Annotated in this window: 13 protein-coding genes; 6 read left to right on the forward strand and 7 right to left on the reverse strand. The window is 58.9% G+C overall.

Annotation, left to right across the window (positions count from 1 at the left end; all coding sequences use genetic code 11):
• Nucleotides 1–78 precede the first annotated feature (78 nt).
• Nucleotides 79–1,485 (forward strand): amidase, encoded by a 1,407-nt coding sequence (locus NNA36_RS08125; protein WP_255106132.1) that lies wholly within the window; start codon nucleotides 79–81, stop codon nucleotides 1,483–1,485.
• Nucleotides 1,486–1,543: 58 nt separating this feature from the next.
• The gene (locus NNA36_RS08130; protein ID WP_255106134.1) at nucleotides 1,544–2,362 is read left to right on the forward strand and encodes a DUF2189 domain-containing protein; all 819 of its coding nucleotides are present in this window, start codon (nucleotides 1,544–1,546) and stop codon (nucleotides 2,360–2,362) included.
• Between the two features lie 2 nt (nucleotides 2,363–2,364).
• Here the strand turns inward: NNA36_RS08130 and NNA36_RS08135 are convergent, their stop codons facing one another.
• The 3 genes from NNA36_RS08135 to NNA36_RS08145 form a co-directional block, all read right to left on the reverse strand.
• Entirely contained in the window at nucleotides 2,365–2,583 is a 219-nt protein-coding gene (locus NNA36_RS08135; protein ID WP_255106136.1) for a hypothetical protein, read from the reverse strand.
• Complete coding sequence (locus NNA36_RS08140) at nucleotides 2,580–3,734, reverse strand: aromatic ring-hydroxylating dioxygenase subunit alpha (RefSeq protein WP_255106137.1); 1,155 nt, start codon at nucleotides 3,732–3,734, stop codon at nucleotides 2,580–2,582. Before NNA36_RS08140 ends, NNA36_RS08135 begins: the two co-directional genes overlap by 4 nt.
• Nucleotides 3,735–3,849: 115 nt before the next feature.
• The gene (locus tag NNA36_RS08145) at nucleotides 3,850–4,665 is read right to left on the reverse strand and encodes a helix-turn-helix domain-containing protein (RefSeq protein WP_369681641.1); all 816 of its coding nucleotides are present in this window, start codon (nucleotides 4,663–4,665) and stop codon (nucleotides 3,850–3,852) included.
• Nucleotides 4,666–4,888: 223 nt separating this feature from the next.
• Between NNA36_RS08145 and NNA36_RS08150 the strand changes: the two genes are divergently transcribed.
• Nucleotides 4,889–5,254, forward strand: a complete 366-nt coding sequence (locus tag NNA36_RS08150) for a hypothetical protein (RefSeq protein ID WP_255106139.1) — start codon at nucleotides 4,889–4,891, stop codon at nucleotides 5,252–5,254.
• Nucleotides 5,255–5,325: 71 nt separating this feature from the next.
• Here the strand turns inward: NNA36_RS08150 and ilvN are convergent, their stop codons facing one another.
• The 4 genes from ilvN to NNA36_RS08170 form a co-directional block, all read right to left on the reverse strand.
• A complete protein-coding gene (ilvN, locus tag NNA36_RS08155; protein WP_255106141.1) occupies nucleotides 5,326–5,889 on the reverse strand; it encodes an acetolactate synthase small subunit in 564 nt (187 codons plus the stop codon).
• A gap of 11 nt (nucleotides 5,890–5,900) precedes the next feature.
• Nucleotides 5,901–7,655: an acetolactate synthase 3 large subunit gene (locus tag NNA36_RS08160; RefSeq protein ID WP_255106143.1), complete on the reverse strand. Its 1,755-nt coding sequence runs from the start codon at nucleotides 7,653–7,655 to the stop codon at nucleotides 5,901–5,903.
• A 436-nt stretch (nucleotides 7,656–8,091) separates the two neighbouring features.
• Nucleotides 8,092–8,736, reverse strand: coding sequence for a response regulator transcription factor (locus tag NNA36_RS08165; RefSeq protein WP_255106145.1), 645 nt, complete (start codon nucleotides 8,734–8,736; stop codon nucleotides 8,092–8,094).
• Complete coding sequence (locus tag NNA36_RS08170) at nucleotides 8,733–10,157, reverse strand: cache domain-containing protein (protein WP_255106147.1); 1,425 nt, start codon at nucleotides 10,155–10,157, stop codon at nucleotides 8,733–8,735. The genes NNA36_RS08165 and NNA36_RS08170 overlap by 4 nt, the downstream gene beginning before the upstream one ends.
• Before the next feature lie 249 nt (nucleotides 10,158–10,406).
• On the opposite strand from NNA36_RS08170, the gene NNA36_RS08175 reads away from it, so the two are divergent.
• The 3 genes from NNA36_RS08175 to NNA36_RS08185 all read left to right on the forward strand — a co-directional run bounded on the left by NNA36_RS08175 (nucleotide 10,407) and on the right by NNA36_RS08185 (nucleotide 14,879).
• Nucleotides 10,407–11,489, forward strand: a complete 1,083-nt coding sequence (locus tag NNA36_RS08175) for a TRAP transporter substrate-binding protein (RefSeq protein WP_255106150.1) — start codon at nucleotides 10,407–10,409, stop codon at nucleotides 11,487–11,489.
• Between the two features lie 103 nt (nucleotides 11,490–11,592).
• On the forward strand, nucleotides 11,593–12,507 hold the full coding sequence (locus tag NNA36_RS08180; RefSeq protein ID WP_255106153.1) for a TRAP transporter small permease subunit: 915 nt from the start codon (nucleotides 11,593–11,595) through the stop codon (nucleotides 12,505–12,507).
• A gap of 17 nt (nucleotides 12,508–12,524) precedes the next feature.
• A complete protein-coding gene (locus NNA36_RS08185; RefSeq protein ID WP_255106155.1) occupies nucleotides 12,525–14,879 on the forward strand; it encodes a TRAP transporter large permease subunit in 2,355 nt (784 codons plus the stop codon).
• The last annotated feature ends 93 nt before the right edge of the window (nucleotides 14,880–14,972 follow it).

Below are 14,972 nucleotides of genomic sequence, written 5' to 3' on the forward strand. Positions count from 1 at the left end.
GGGGCCGTTTTCGTTTTCGGGGCCTTTTTCCTGCGCGAACTTGGGCCTAGGCTGCTGTCTAAGTGGTGAGGAGGGAACATGGATCAGGGAGCAAACGGCATTCTGCGCGATATGCGCACTGGGGCTTTGTCGGCAGAGACCTTGATGGAGCTGACACTGGCGCGCATCAGCGAGAGGAATGGCGACGTGAATGCCATTGTCTCGATGCGTTCTGCCGATGATCTGATGGAAGAGGCCCGCAAAGCGGACGCGGTCACGCCGAAGGGCGCGTTGCACGGGCTGCCGATGGCGATCAAGGATTTGGCACAGGCCGCGGGATTGGAGTGTTCGATGGGCTCTCCTCTGTTCGCGGGGCAGGTTGCCAAGGTGGATGAACTGATGGTGGCGCGCTTGCGTGCGGCGGGCGCGATCTTCATTGGCAAGACCAACACGCCGGAATTCGGTCTGGGAAGTCACAGTTACAATCCGGTGCATGGGGTGACACGGAATCCTTATGACCTGTCCCGGACAGCCGGGGGATCGTCAGGTGGGGCGGCGGCGGCGCTGGCGACGGGCATGGTGGCGCTGGCGGATGGTTCGGACATGATGGGGTCGCTGCGCAATCCGGCGGGGTTCTGCAATGTCTATGGGTTCCGGCCAAGTTGGGGTGTCGTTCCGAGGGACGCGGGCGGAGAGACCTTTTTGCAGCAGCTGTCTACAAACGGTCCCATGGCGCGTTCGCCGGAAGACTTGGCGTTGCTCTTGTCGGTGATGGCTGGCCCGAATCCCGAGGTGCCCCACGGTGCGCCCGTGCAGGATTTGACATTGGGGCGGGCCGATCTGGATGGCGTGCGTATCGGCTGGCTTGGGGACTGGGGCGGCGCCTATGCGATGGAGGCGGGCATTATGTCGCTGTGCGAGGCGGGGCTGGGCGTTTTCGACGCTCTCGGCGCTGCGGTCGAGGCGATTTCTCCACCGATGGCGGCCGCGCAATTGTGGGACAGCTGGCGGGTGTTGCGACACTGGGCCGTGGCCTCGGATCTGGCGGTATTACATGCCGATCCGGCCAAGCGTGACATGCTAAAACCAGAGGCAATCTGGGAAGTCGAGAACGGGCTTGCGCTGGATGCGATGGCGGTCACGCGGGCGGGTGCGCTGCGGTCAAAATGGTTTACGAAGTCTGCGCAACTCTTTGATACGCATGAGTTCCTTGCGCTTCCCACTGCTCAGGTCTGGCCATTCCCGGCCGAGTGGGATTGGCCCAAGGAGATCGCGGGTGTGGCGGTGGATACCTATCACCGCTGGATGGAGGTGGTGGTGCCCGTGAGCCTTGCGGGATTGCCCTGCATCAGCCTGCCAGTCGGGTTTGGGGAGAACGGGCTGCCCATGGGTGTTCAGCTGTTCGCGCGCAAGGGACAGGATCGGCGTCTTCTTGAAGTGGCGCAGGCCTATCACGAGGCCACAAACTGGCCAACTGCGACGCCTTCACATATGCGCGGCGGTTGATTTGTGAAGCGACAGAGGGTCTTATCAAATTCTACGGCAGACATTTTGGGAGGGATGGATGGCGGAGACACCGAAACTTGGTGTTCCTGAACTGGGAGGCGTCGACTTTGCCATGCTGAGGCGGGCATTGGCATTGGGTTGGCGGGATTTTCGTGCCAAGCCGGGATATGGGCTGGCATTTTCATTGTTCTATGTTCTGGCGGGCTGGTTCATGGCCTGGTTGACGGTTAAGACCGGCCAGACCTACTGGCTGGTGTTTGCCGCGATTGGCTTTCCTCTGATCGGGCCGTTTGCAGCGGTGGGCCTGTACGAGGTTTCGCGACGGCTTGAACAAGGACGCGCGATGGACTGGTACGCGATTTTCGGGGTGATTGGCCGGCAGGGCAAACGGCAGTTGCCTTCGATCTGTGCGGTGGTGATCGTGATTTTCCTGTTCTGGTTCTTTCTCGCCCACATGATCTTTGCGCTATTCCTTGGTCACGCGACCATGACCAATGTGTCGTCCTCAATCGACGTTTATCTCACGTCCAACGGGCTGACGATGCTGGCCTTCGGGACAGCAGTGGGCGGGGCTTTTGCGCTGTTGCTCTACATGATCACGGTGATCTCATTGCCGCTTTTGCTGGATCGCGAGGTGGATTTCGTGACCGCTATGATCACCAGCTTCCAGTCGGTCAGCGAGAACTTTGTGCCGATGATGATCTGGGCCGCCCTGATTGCCGGCATGACCTTTGCGGCCATGCTTCCGGGCTTTCTAGGGCTGTTCCTCGCGATGCCTTTGCTGGGACATGCGTCCTGGCATCTCTATTCGCAGATGGTCGAGGCGGGTGCGCTTGAGATGGACGACGAGGTGGAGGAAGAGGGCGAACTGGCCTGAGCCTATTCGTCCCGTCCCATCGCGCGCAGGGCCTTGTGCAGGTCTGCTGCGCGGGCGTCACCCTGTTCCAGTGCAAAGACATAGGCATGGGTCAGGTAGAAGCCGCGTGCTTCTTCTGTGTTCGCCTGTGCGGCGGCTTCTGCATATAGCGTGACAAGGGCAGGGCCATCGCCTGCTGCGTGGGCCGCAAGCAGGCGATGATCGAGGCTGTCGGCGCTCATTCGGCGGCTTGCGCCGGGGTGCGGTGGGCTTCGATGCGGCCTGCCACCCATTCGTGGAAGCAGTGGGTCGGGCCGTCCATGGCGGGCGAGAAGCGACCACCGTCAAAGCCAACTGCGTGCCGGCCCTTCTGCATACCTTCGACGACGAAGATGTCTTCCTCGAAGACGGTTTTCCACATCTGCGTGTTGGTGGCGCGCAGGGTGTCGTCGGTCGTGGGCGTCGCATAGTAGAGGTGGATGTGTTCAACAGTGTTTTCGGTGTCGACAGGTTCCAGCACGATTGCGAAGGCATGGTCGCGCTGCGCCCCAAGAAGGACGTTCGGGTAGACGGCGATGTATTCTGCGCCTTCGTCCCATTGCGAGGACAGCCCTTCGAAATCGGGGAAGGTTTCGCCGCTGGCGCCCTTGAGCTGTCGATAGACGAGGGTGCCCTGACCGGAATACTTGCCCAACTCGTTGATATTGTAGTGATCTTCAAGGCGCGAGTAGCTGTTCAGACCGGGGTGAACCCACGGCAGGTGATAGCTTTCGCAATAGTTCTCGACGGCCAGTTTCCAGTTGGTGTTCACTTCGAGACGGAACTTGCTGTCGGCGCCGCCGTGATAGACCGGCTTTTCAAACTCGCTCCACCGCTCAAGCAGGTCGGCGTGGACCTCTTCGAAGGCAGGGGCATCTCCTGATATGTTGATGAAGACCACGTCGCGCCAGATGTGGCTGCGCACTTCGCGAAGGCCAAGCTCGTTGCGGTCCATGGCTTCGTGCTTGTTCTGGCCCGGGCCACCTACGTGCGGGGTGGTGACGAGGCGACCGTCGGTGGCATAGCACCAGGAGTGATAAGGGCAGCGGATGGCGCCTTCGATCTTGCGGGGTTCTTCCACGAGGATCATGCCGCGGTGGCGGCAGGTATTGTAGAAAACACGGACCTGTCCTTCCTTGTCGCGGATCAGAAGGAGCGGCATGCCGAGGAAAGACATCGGGATCGCGTCGCCCTGTTCCGGGACATCGGATGCGACGGCGAGGCCCGACCATGTCGAAAAGAGGACTGCCTTCTTTTCTTCTTCGAAGTGGGCGGGGTCGATGTAGTGTGCGTTCGACAAACCGAGCGCCGTTTCAACGGGGCGCCGGACGGCGGAAAGGTCTTGCTTATCCATGGCTGTCTCCTGATTCTGTCTGAACAGATTAGGGCAGGCGCAAAAATCCGTTTGCCCACAGGCGACCCGGTTTGACACATGGCGACACCTTGGGCGGTGTCGGCTGGCTGATTTATCAGGCGAAGGGGCGGTCGAGTTGCAGCAGTTTGCGATGGTAGGGGAACAGTTCCTCGGGGCTACAGAAGCCGACCGAGCGCGCAGCCTCGAGGATTGCGCCGGTGTTGTTTCCAAGGTGTTCATAGACCAGACGGGCCGCCCGGCGACCGTTGATCGTTTCGCGGACGGTGCGCGTGGCATAGCCGATCCAGTAGTGGTTCTGGAACGAGGCGACGCGGCTGAGATAGTTGAACGAAGTGGCCATTGTTGCCTTGTGTGACACCAGCGCGGCGACACCGTCTTCCTGGGGCAGGACAACACCGCGGAATTCGCGTGTCTCAGGGTCGGTCGGCAGACCCTGCTGACGCATGGCTTCCTTGGCCTCGTAGCCGCGAATGAACGTGTGCTGATCTTTACGGAATACGTAGATCAGGCCGATGATGATGAGATCTGACTCGGTAAAGCTTCGGCGTGAGAACCGGTAAAACCCGTCGGGAAAGACATCCTGAGGAATGTCGGTCATGCCGGTGCCGACGTAATCCTTGATCAGCGGATGATTGAGAACACCGCGTTCGGTCGCGAGGCTATCGATCGGTTCCAGCAGAATGCGGGCATCGACGTTGAAGAATGTGCAGATGCGGTAAAGAACGTCGGGGCGCGGAAAGCTCTCTCCTGAGAGGTAGCGGTTGAACTGGGTGCGGTTTATGCCGAGTTCACGGCAGAGTTGGGAGACGGAGGGAAAGGTGTCGGCAAGAACGCGCAGGTTGGCGCCGAACATCTTGCGAAGCTCGGCCGGATTGACCTGATTTTCCTGTCCACTTGCGTTGATATTCAATGCTGTCTCCGCGCGTGCTTTCATCAATTTATACCACATGATGCTGGTTTGCGTCATGTACTTTGGAGTGGCTGTTGCGATTTCGCGTCAACCTGATGCAGTTTCGCATCTAGAGTGTGTGAAGTCGACACAATTCCGCACAAGTAGACGCCCAAATTTTCATGTCCTGACGTCGGTTTCTTTGGGAAACTTTAATTAACCGCAAAAAGGAGTTCGTTCTCAAATGCTTGGCGTAGTTCTGTGGAGCGACAACACTGAAAACACGGCTGTCATCTGGTGCGAAGATCACGGTGAGTTGGCGTACTTTAGCGGCAGTCAGGGGCTTCCTATCGGGGATGTGACGCTGGATGCAGGCGATTTGATTCAGTTTGACTTGAAACAGCAACAGAATCTTCGCGTGGTCCAAAACCCGCGTCGGGTGTTTCAAGCGGCCTATTCTGGGCTGGCAGAGAGTCTTGTGGAGGCTGACGCAGAAGGGCGGCAGCGCATGGTGAGCGCGGCCGAAAACCTGCCGTTTGGACCTTCAAACGTTATTCCGTTTACGCGAAAGCGCACCAGAGAACGTGCGCGCGAGCGCGTCGCGGTTTAAACGATACTCACGGGGGGCAAAGAAGAAGGGGGCCGAAAGGCCCCCTTGCTCGTTTCATGATAGGCTTGACGTTACTCGGCACCGCGCGACAAAGCGGCCACGCCGGTGCGGGCGACCTCGACAAGGCCCAGAGGGCGCATCAGGTCGGCAAAGGCATCGATCTTTTCCGAGGTTCCGGTGATCTCGAAGACAAAGCTCTCAAGCGTGCTGTCGACAACGTTGGCGCGGAAAATGTCGGCCAGACGCAGGGCTTCGACGCGCTTGTCACCGGCACCGGTCACCTTGAGCAGGCCCAGTTCACGTTCGACGGCAGGGCCTTCGACGGTGAGGTCGTGGACCTCGTGCACCGGTACGATGCGGCCCAGTTGCGCCTTGATCTGTTCGATGACCTGCGGGGTGCCCTTGGTCACGATGGTGATGCGCGACTGGTGACCGTGATGGTCGACTTCGGCCACGGTCAGGCTTTCGATGTTGTAGCCACGGCCTGAGAATAGGCCGATGACGCGGGCGAGAACGCCCGGTTCGTTATCCACCAGTACCGCAAGAGTGTGGGATTCCTGCACATCCGAGAAGTTCGGGCGCAGGTTATACGCCGAATGTTTCGACGAGCCTTTTTTGATTTTTAGAGCAGCCATCTTTCTTCTCCTTACACCAGAACCGCGCCGCCGGCTTCGATTGCGCCCTGCGTCGAGGCTTCGCCCAGAAGCATTTCGTTGTGCGGCTTACCCGACGGGATCATCGGGAAGCAGTTCTCGTGCTTTTCAACCAGACAGTCGAAGATTACCGGACCGTCGTGATTGATCATCTCCATGATCGCATCATCGAGGTCGTCGGGGTTGTCACAGTAGATACCCTTGGCACCAAAGGCTTCGGCGAGCTTGACGAAATCGGGCAGGGCTTCGGACCAGCTGTGCGAATAGCGTTCGCCGTGCAGGAGTTCCTGCCACTGGCGGACCATGCCGAGACGTTCGTTGTTCAGAATGAACTGTTTCACCGGCAGGCGGAACTGAACCGCGGTGCCCATTTCCTGCATGTTCATCAGCCACGAGGCTTCACCGGCCACGTTGATCACGAGGCTGTCGCGGTGTGCCATCTGAACACCGATGGAGGCGGGGAAGCCATAGCCCATGGTGCCGAGGCCACCGGAGGTCATCCAGCGGTTCGGATCTTCGAAACCGAGGTACTGGGCGGCCCACATCTGGTGCTGGCCGACTTCCGTGGTGATGTAGCGATCGTGGTCCTTGGTCAGGGCCTCAAGGCGCTGCAGCGCGTATTGCGGCTTGATGATCTTGCCTTCCTGCTTGAAGGACAGGCAGTCAACCTCGCGCCACTTGTTGATCTGGGCGTGCCACTTGGCGAGACCTTCCTTGTTGGTCTTGCGGCCGCGGGCCTTCCAGACCTTCAGGATGTCTTCAAGAACGTGACCAACATCACCCACGATCGGGATGTCAACGCGGATCACCTTGTTGATCGACGAGGGGTCGATGTCGATGTGGGCCTTCTTCGAATTCGGGCTGAAGGCGTCGATCAGGCCGGTGATCCGGTCGTCGAAACGGGCGCCGACGTTGATCATCAGGTCACAGTCGTGCATTGCCATGTTGGCCTCGTAGAGACCGTGCATGCCCAGCATGCCGAGCCAGTTCTTGCCCGATGCGGGGTAGGCGCCGAGGCCCATCAGTGTCGAGGTGATCGGAACGCCGGTTGCCTCAACCAGTTCACGCAGCAGCTGCGATGCCGCGGGGCCCGAGTTGATGACGCCGCCGCCGGTATAGAAGACCGGGCGTTCCGCCTGTTCCAGCGCTTCGACGAGTTCGGTGATCGACTCGATATCGCCCTTCAGCTGCGGCTGGTAGTTCGATGTGTTGATCGCCTGCGGCGCGGTGTATTCGGCGCTGGCGAACTGAACATCCTTGGGGATGTCGATCAGAACCGGACCCGGACGGCCCGAGCGCGCGACGTGGAAGCCCTGGTGGATGGTTTCCGCGAGGGTTGCTGTGTCCTTGGCCAGCCAGTTGTGCTTGGTGCAGGGGCGGGTGATGCCGACGGTGTCTGCTTCCTGGAAGGCGTCCGAGCCGATCATGAAGGTCGGAACCTGGCCTGAGAGAACAACAATCGGGATCGAGTCGAGCAGGGCGTCGGTCAGGCCGGTCACCGCGTTGGTTGCACCGGGGCCGGAGGTCACGAGGGCAACGCCAACCTTGCCGGTCGAGCGGGCATAGCCTTCGGCGGCGTGAACCGCACCCTGTTCGTGGCGCACCAGAATGTGGCGGATATCGTTCTGCTGAAAGATCTCGTCATAAATGGGTAGGACAGCCCCGCCGGGATATCCGAACACCGTGTCCACACCCTGATCCTTGAGGGCCTGAACCACCATTCTCGCTCCGGTCATCTGACGTGTCATCTGTTTCTCCATCTACAACGTCACAAAATCATTCACACAAAAAAGCCCCCGATCGTCTGACGGGGGCGCATGGGGTACCGTTATGGTGTCCGTTACCGGCCCATGCGCCATTTTCCCACGACTACGACTAGAGTGTTCATCGGTTGGTCCTTCTTGCGTCGGGCCGGACATTATGAGCGTGACGCGGGGGCGTCAACCGCGAAATCTTTCTGCGGGCGCAAAAGTTTCTCAAATAGTGTCCGGATGGGGGTGAAATCTTTGCATTTATTGCGCTTGGCGGGGTTCTGGCGGACATATGACGTAAAAGGGAGGCCGCAATCCGTGATTTAGACACGGACATAGGCGCCTCTGTTCCGGGGATTCGTCTGGATATGCAAACAGCATCGCAGGTCGTGGCGCGGAGGGGGGGCAGTTCTGTCGGGGTGTGTGGGGCGCGTCAGAGGCTGACGCCCGTGCCCTGAAGCACACCGTGTTCCATCGCGTAGCGGGTCAGGCCCGCGGTCGACGAAATGCCGAGTTTGCGCTTGATGTTCTTGCGGTGGGTTTCGACGGTGCGTACCGAGATATTCAGGACGAGGGCAACTTCCTTGTTCGATTTGCCCTGAGCCAGTTGCAGAAGCACAGTTTGTTCCCGGCTGGTCAAAGGTTCGCGCTCGTCCATGTCGGAAGGTTCGAGCGAGCCTTTGGCACCGGTGCAGAGATAGCGTTCCCCGCGCATGACCGTGTCGATGGCCGTCTTGATCTCGTCGGTCGGAACGTCCTTCAGAATGTATCCAACCGCGCCGTGGCTGAGGGCGGTCGAGATATATTCGGGGCTGTCGTGCATGGTCAGAATCAGGATGCGGGTATCGGGATTGGCTTCGAGAAGCATCTCGGTTGCGGTTAGGCCGCCGATCTCGGGCATGTTGAGATCCATCAGGATCACATCGGGAGACAGGGTCTTCATCTGATCCACCGCTTCGCGTCCATTGGTCAGGGTGCCAACGACTTCGATGTCATCAAAGCTCTCCAGCACAGACTGGATGCCTTCTGCCACCATCGGGTGATCATCGACGATTACAACTCTGACCGGGGTGCTCATGCACTTGCCTTTCTTTTGTCTGGCGACAGCTCTTCGGGCGGAAGGATGTGGCTCAGAGGAACTTCAGCAACGATAATGGTTCCTGACCGGCTCGAAAAGATGCGTAGGGTTCCATCGAGCTGTTCAACCCGTTCCTGCATGTTGCGCAGGCCAAGGCCCGACTTGGCGCTGTTGTTCTTGTCTTGCGGAATACCGGTGCCGTCATCAGCGATGCGCAGCGTCGCGCCGCGTTTGTGGCCACGAACGTCAATGGTGACTGTCGATGCATTGGCGTGACGTTCGATATTGGTGAGTGCTTCCTGGGCGATCCGGTAGAGGGCGTTCTTGGCGTTGTGATCCAGACGGTTGCGGAACACAACGGTGTGAAACTCGGTCTTGATACCGGTGCGGGTGGCGAAATCGTCGGTCAGGGCCTTGAGGGCAGGGCCAAGGCCAAGATCGTCAAGCACGCCGGGGCGCAGGTCGCGGCTGATACGGCGCACTTCCTGAATGGCGCCTGAGAGATGATCAATGCCCTTGTCCAAAGTGTCCTTGGCGCGATCGTCGCCCGAAGCAAACCGTCTTCGCGCGCTGTCGAGTGCGTAGCGGACCCCGACGAGAATCTGGCTGATGCCGTCATGCAGTTCACGCGCCACGCGGCCGCGTTCTTCTTCCTGTGCATCAAAGACCCGCTGGGTGAGTTCCTTGAGCTTGGCATCGGCAAGGCGGCGTTCGCGGATGTTGATGACGAGGCCGGACATGAAAACCAGCAACAGTGCAGCGACAGTGATGGCTAGGATATAAGCAGAGGTGCGACGTACGCGGCTTTCGACCTCGGCGCGTGAGGCGGCGACGGTCTCGAGAACATCGTCGATGAAGATGCCGGTGCCGATGGCCCATTGCCAATCCTGCAACCCGACAACATAGGTTACCATACGTGCGGTCTCGCGGGTGGAGGGCTTGGGCCAGTCATAAGTGTGGTAGCCGCCGCCCTGGCGGGCAATCTGGATCAAGTTGTCTGTGATGGCTGTGCCGTTCTGATCTTCCAGGCCGGTCCAATTCTTGCCGATGAGATAGGTCTGCCGTGGACTGACGAGGTTGTTGCCGTCGTAGTCGAAAACGAAGAAATAGCCATCCTGGCCATAGATCATGGACGCCAGTACCTGCGTCACGGCAAGTTTTGCCTGTTCATCATCGGGGGCGGCACGGCCGTATATGTTCACGAAGGCCGTGCGCGCGATCGAGATGTAGTTTTTCAGTTCGGCTTTCTTGGCTTCGATCAACTGGATTTCCAGCGCCTTGATCTCGCGTTCGGCGAGTTGCCGGGACTGGTTGGCCACAAGGATCGAAATTGCCGCAACCGCCAGAACGAGCGGAAGGGTCGCAAGCAAAAACAGCTTTTGCCCGTAGGACAGGCGAAGATGCGAAAGAAAGTGGCGCATTCGTGATTCGTAGCGTGGATCGGATCGCGAATCCTAGGGGGGAAATTGAAATTTTCGACCCAAGGTCTTCCCTATGCGTAGTTCTACTGAAGAACCGGGGGCGAAAAGTGGGGTCTCAGCGTAGTTTCTACGCAGTACTAGGTATTCCAAGTTACAAATACCAAAGCTAGGCTCGTGGAACTTGCAACGATCCGTCCGCATGCCGCCAAGAGCATGACGGGCTGTACTAATTCTGGGAGGAAGAACTCTATGGATCGTCGTTCTTTTCTGAAAACTTCGGCAATGGGCGGTGCAGCCGCTGCAGCGACCACTCTGGCCGCACCGGCTTATGCCACCGGCAAACGCACCCTGACGATGGTGACCACCTGGGGTCGCGGTCTGGCAGGCGTGTTTGACGCGGCTCAGCGTTCGGCTGACACCATCACCGCAATGTCGGACGGCATGCTGACCGTCGACGTGAAAGCGGCTGGCGAACTGGTTGGCGCCTTCGAAGTCTTCGACGCCGTGACCGCTGGTCAGGCAGACATGTATCACGCGGCTGACTATTATTTCGTAGGCCAGCACCCCGGTTATGCGTTCTTCACCTCCGTGCCCTTCGGCATGTCGGCGCAGGAACTGGCAAACTGGTACTACCACGGTGGTGGTATGGCGATGCACGACGAGCTGGGCGAAATCTTTGGCCTGAAGTCGTTCATCGGCGGCAACACCGGTGCACAGGCCGGCGGCTGGTTCGCCAAGGAAATCTCGGGTCCGGAAGACTTCAACGGTCTGAAGTTCCGTATGCCGGGTCTGGGCGGTAAAGCCCTTGGTAAGCTGGGTGCATCGGTACAGAACCTTCCGGGTTCGGAAGTGTACCAAGCGCTGGCATCGGGCGCCATCGACGGCACCGAGTGGATCGGCCCCTGGGCTGACGAAAAAGCCGGTTTCCAGGAAATCACCAAGTTCTACTACACTGCTGGTTTCCACGAGCCGGGCGCGGCCCTGTCGGTTGCGACCAACCGCGAAGTCTTTGACTCGCTGTCGCCGGCACACCAGAAGATCATCGAGATCGCTTCGGCCGAAACCCACCAGTGGAGCCTTGCACAGTTCCTCAACAACAACGGTGCAGCGCTGCAGCGTCTGCAGTCGGCAGGCGTGAAAACCCTGCAATTCCCGGACAGTGTCTGGGATGCCTTCGGTAAGGCTTCGGCAGAAGTACACGCCGAGAACATGGGCGACGAGATCTACAAGAAGATCTACGACAGCTACCAGGCATCGATGAAAGCATCGTCGGGCTGGATTCAGAAGTCGGAAGGCGCGTATCGCGCGCAACGCGACCGCGTTCTGGGCTAATCCAACCCTCTGACGCATTTAAGGCCCTCCGAACCCGTTTCGGGGGGCCTTTTCAAAAGTCGCGACAGCGCACCTCATGAAAACAATAAGGGGATGAGGGATCATGCTGGACGCAATCGTCTGGTTTTTCACCAATATCGGCCAAGCCTTCGTGAACTTCGGGTATGCGATCACGCATCCGGGGCTTTGGCTTTCGTGGATCGGTGGTCTGGACACTGTTGAGGACAAGCAGGCGCTCATGCGCTTTGTCTACTATGGTGGCTCGACCGAGTTCTTTTTCGTTATCTTCACTGCGTTCCTGATTTTCACGGCCATCGGGCTGTGGCGTGCCAGCTTCATGTGGGGGTGCGTACGGGTTCTGGAGACATTCGCCAATTCGGTGGGCCGCTTCTTTGCATGGGCCGGCCTTTTGATGGTTTTGCAGCAGATCGTGATCGTCTTCATGCAGCGGATCTTTACCGTTGCCGAGATTTCGCTGATCTGGAATGTCGACTTCCTGACGCATGACGTGAGCTGGTGGGCGGAGGAGCTCAAGCTCTACAACGCCATGATCGTGTGCATGTGTGCGACCTACACCTTTGTTCAGGGCGGCCACGTACGTGTTGACCTGGTCTATTCGGTGGTGTCCTACCGCGTGAAAAAGATCATCGACATGTTCGGTTCTATGGTCTTCATGCTGCCGGCGGCGGTGCTGACCTGGATGTACGGCTGGTTCTTCATGTGGCGTCACCTCGTTACTCCTAAGGTCTCGGCCAGTGACAAGGTCGAACTGCTTATGCGCAAGGCGCGCATTCTCAAATGGAACGTCGAAACCATCGGTTTCTCACCTAACGGCTTTAACGCTTACTTCCTGTTCAAGATCCTCCTGGTCTGCTTTGCGGCCATGGTGTTCCTGCAGGCGATTGCCTTCTTCTACCGCTCGCTTCTCGAGCTGCGCGAAGGCAAGGCAAGCGAAGGCAAGTATCTCGACCGCGACACGCTGGGCGAGGGTGAAGAAGCCTATGAAGGCACGCACTGAGGTAAGGGGCAGAAACAATGCTATTTGGACTTGATGGGGTCGAAGTCGGCCTGATTATCGTCTTTCTTTGCCTCTTCGGGGGTATTCTGTCGGGCTTCCCGGTGGCCTTTGCCATCGGCGGCGCGGGGGTGATCTCTTTCGGGATCATTGCTGCTCTGGACAGCGCCGGCATTCTTATTCACCAGGCCATCGACACGTCGTCGGCCATGTACGCGGACCTGATCTCGCAAGGGATCAAGCCAGATGCCATATCGGTATTCCGATACCCGGAGTTGCCACGCATTGACGAGGCGATCTTCCCGGGTGGCTGGGAAAAGGCGATGGACCGCAACCTTTCGTTCATCGTGAACCGTATGAACGAGCGGGTGATCGCGGGGGCGTCGATCGAAACCCTTCTGGCGGTTCTGATGTTCGTTCTGATGGGCATCACGCTGGAACGTTCCAAGATCGCGAACGAACTCCTGACCACGATGGCGCGTGTCTTTGGCCCGCTGCCGGGCGGTCTGGCCGTTTCGGTTGTGGTTGTGGGCGCGTTCCTCGCGGCGTCGACGGGTATCGTTGGGGCAACGGTTGTGACCATGGGCCTCTTGTCGCTGCCCACCATGTTGCGTAACGGCTATTCGCCGCAGCTTGCAACCGGTGTGATCGCGGCTTCGGGCACGCTGGGACAGATCATTCCCCCCTCTATCGTGATCGTTCTGCTTGGGACGCTTGCAGGTGATCTGTATTCGACCGCACAGGAAGAACGTGCACAGCTTGCAGGCTGTTCGGATGCTTTGACCTATCTGGGTGAGCCGGCGGTTGTCTCTGTTGGTACGCTGTTCCAGGCTGCACTCATTCCGGGGATCATGCTGGCGGTTCTTTACGGCCTCTATGCCTTTGGCTTTGCCTTCCTGAACCCGAGCAAAGCACCGGCGGTACAGTTGGGGTCGTCGAACAGTGAACCGATTGGTCGTTCGCATGGCCTGACCTGGTTCCTTGGTGTACCGGCGGCGATTGTCGTGGTCTTCATCGGGCTGAGCAACGTTGGCATCATTGGCAACCAGGAAGTCACCGTTGAAAGCTTCTCGGATGCCGGTCAGACGGCAAGTCTGCGGACCAAGGTCGGTGACCAGTGTAAGGCGTCGATGATTGACCTGCATGGTCAGGAGGCCTGGGATACGGCCGTGGCCGAGCAAGCCGAGATCGATGCGGCCGGTGGTGTTCAGGAAGCGCGTGCTTTGACAGATGAAGAACGTCAGGCGGCCTATCTTGAGAAGCTGGCCAATGCCGCGCCGATCGGGTCGGGTCTTGGGATCGGCTTCCTGCTACTGGCCTTTGTTCTGACCACTGCACGTGGGGTCGGACCGTCGCGTGACACGCGCCCGCTGATGATTGGTGGCGCGGGTATCGTGGTGGCCTTGCTGGTCGACGCGCTGTTGATCACGCCGGAAACCACGCCGGGCATGACGCTGGTTCTGATCGCACTGCCGCTGGCAGCGACGCTCTATGGCTGTCGTTACGCGGCTGGTCTGCTTGGACAGAATGAACTGTTGCGCGTGGTCTTCCCGCCGCTGGTTCTGATCATCGCGGTGCTTGGTTCGATCCTCGGCGGTATCACCAACCCGACGCCGGCAGCGGCGCTTGGGGCAGGTGGCGCGATCATGCTTGCAGCCTATCGCAAGCTGCATGATCAGGAGAAATCCGGCGCGATCATCATCTGGGCCACGTTCGCCATTATCATCATGATCCTGGTGGGTGTGAACTTTGACCTGCGGGTGAACATCGAAGGTGTGACTACCGAGAACTGGATCGCGTTCATCGTGGCCAAGTCGGCGTATCTGTTCGCGATGTTCGGCATACTCTACGGCTGCTGGGTGTTGTTCCGCGGCAAGGTTCTGACGCCGATTGTTCGGGAAACCGCGAAGGTAACTTCGATGGTGTTCACCATCCTGATCGGTTCGCAGCTTCTGAACCTCGTGGTGATCTCCTTTGGTGGCGAGCACTATATCCAGCAGTTCCTGCGGTCCTTCGACAACGAGTTCACGGTCTTCCTGATCGTGATGCTGGTGCTGTTCGTGCTGGGCTTCGTGCTCGACTTCCTCGAGATCATCTACATCGTGATCCCGATTGTCGGGCCGGTGATCTATGGCTCGTACTTCGATCCGAAGTGGGTGACCATCATGATCGCGGTGAACCTCCAGACTTCGTTCCTGACACCGCCATTCGGCTTTGCGCTCTTCTATCTCAGGGGTGTGGCACCGAAGGAGGTGACGACCGGGCATATCTATCGCGGGATCATTCCCTTCGTGCTGATCCAGGTCGTTGGGCTCGCGATACTCTGGTACTTCCCGTCGATCGTTACGATCCTTCCGGATCTGATCCCGAACTGACGCGCGTTGAAAAAAGACTTAAAGGCCGCCCCGACGTTGGGCGGCCTTTTTCGTATCGACGGCCGGAATATTGAAATCCGGACGAAAGGGCGT

The organism is Shimia sp. CNT1-13L.2, from assembly GCF_024331145.1.
Taxonomy (GTDB): Bacteria; Pseudomonadota; Alphaproteobacteria; order Rhodobacterales; family Rhodobacteraceae; genus Shimia.

Coding starts and splice junctions, on each gene's coding strand:
- NNA36_RS08125 (WP_255106132.1), top strand. CDS start 79: ATGGATCAGGGAGCAAACGGCATTCTGCGCGATATGCGCACTGGGGCT.
- NNA36_RS08130 (WP_255106134.1), top strand. CDS start 1,544: ATGGCGGAGACACCGAAACTTGGTGTTCCTGAACTGGGAGGCGTCGAC.
- NNA36_RS08135 (WP_255106136.1), bottom strand. CDS start 2,583: ATGAGCGCCGACAGCCTCGATCATCGCCTGCTTGCGGCCCACGCAGCA.
- NNA36_RS08140 (WP_255106137.1), bottom strand. CDS start 3,734: ATGGATAAGCAAGACCTTTCCGCCGTCCGGCGCCCCGTTGAAACGGCG.
- NNA36_RS08150 (WP_255106139.1), top strand. CDS start 4,889: ATGCTTGGCGTAGTTCTGTGGAGCGACAACACTGAAAACACGGCTGTC.
- ilvN (WP_255106141.1), bottom strand. CDS start 5,889: ATGGCTGCTCTAAAAATCAAAAAAGGCTCGTCGAAACATTCGGCGTAT.
- NNA36_RS08160 (WP_255106143.1), bottom strand. CDS start 7,655: ATGACACGTCAGATGACCGGAGCGAGAATGGTGGTTCAGGCCCTCAAG.
- NNA36_RS08165 (WP_255106145.1), bottom strand. CDS start 8,736: ATGAGCACCCCGGTCAGAGTTGTAATCGTCGATGATCACCCGATGGTG.
- NNA36_RS08170 (WP_255106147.1), bottom strand. CDS start 10,157: ATGCGCCACTTTCTTTCGCATCTTCGCCTGTCCTACGGGCAAAAGCTG.
- NNA36_RS08175 (WP_255106150.1), top strand. CDS start 10,407: ATGGATCGTCGTTCTTTTCTGAAAACTTCGGCAATGGGCGGTGCAGCC.
- NNA36_RS08180 (WP_255106153.1), top strand. CDS start 11,593: ATGCTGGACGCAATCGTCTGGTTTTTCACCAATATCGGCCAAGCCTTC.
- NNA36_RS08185 (WP_255106155.1), top strand. CDS start 12,525: ATGCTATTTGGACTTGATGGGGTCGAAGTCGGCCTGATTATCGTCTTT.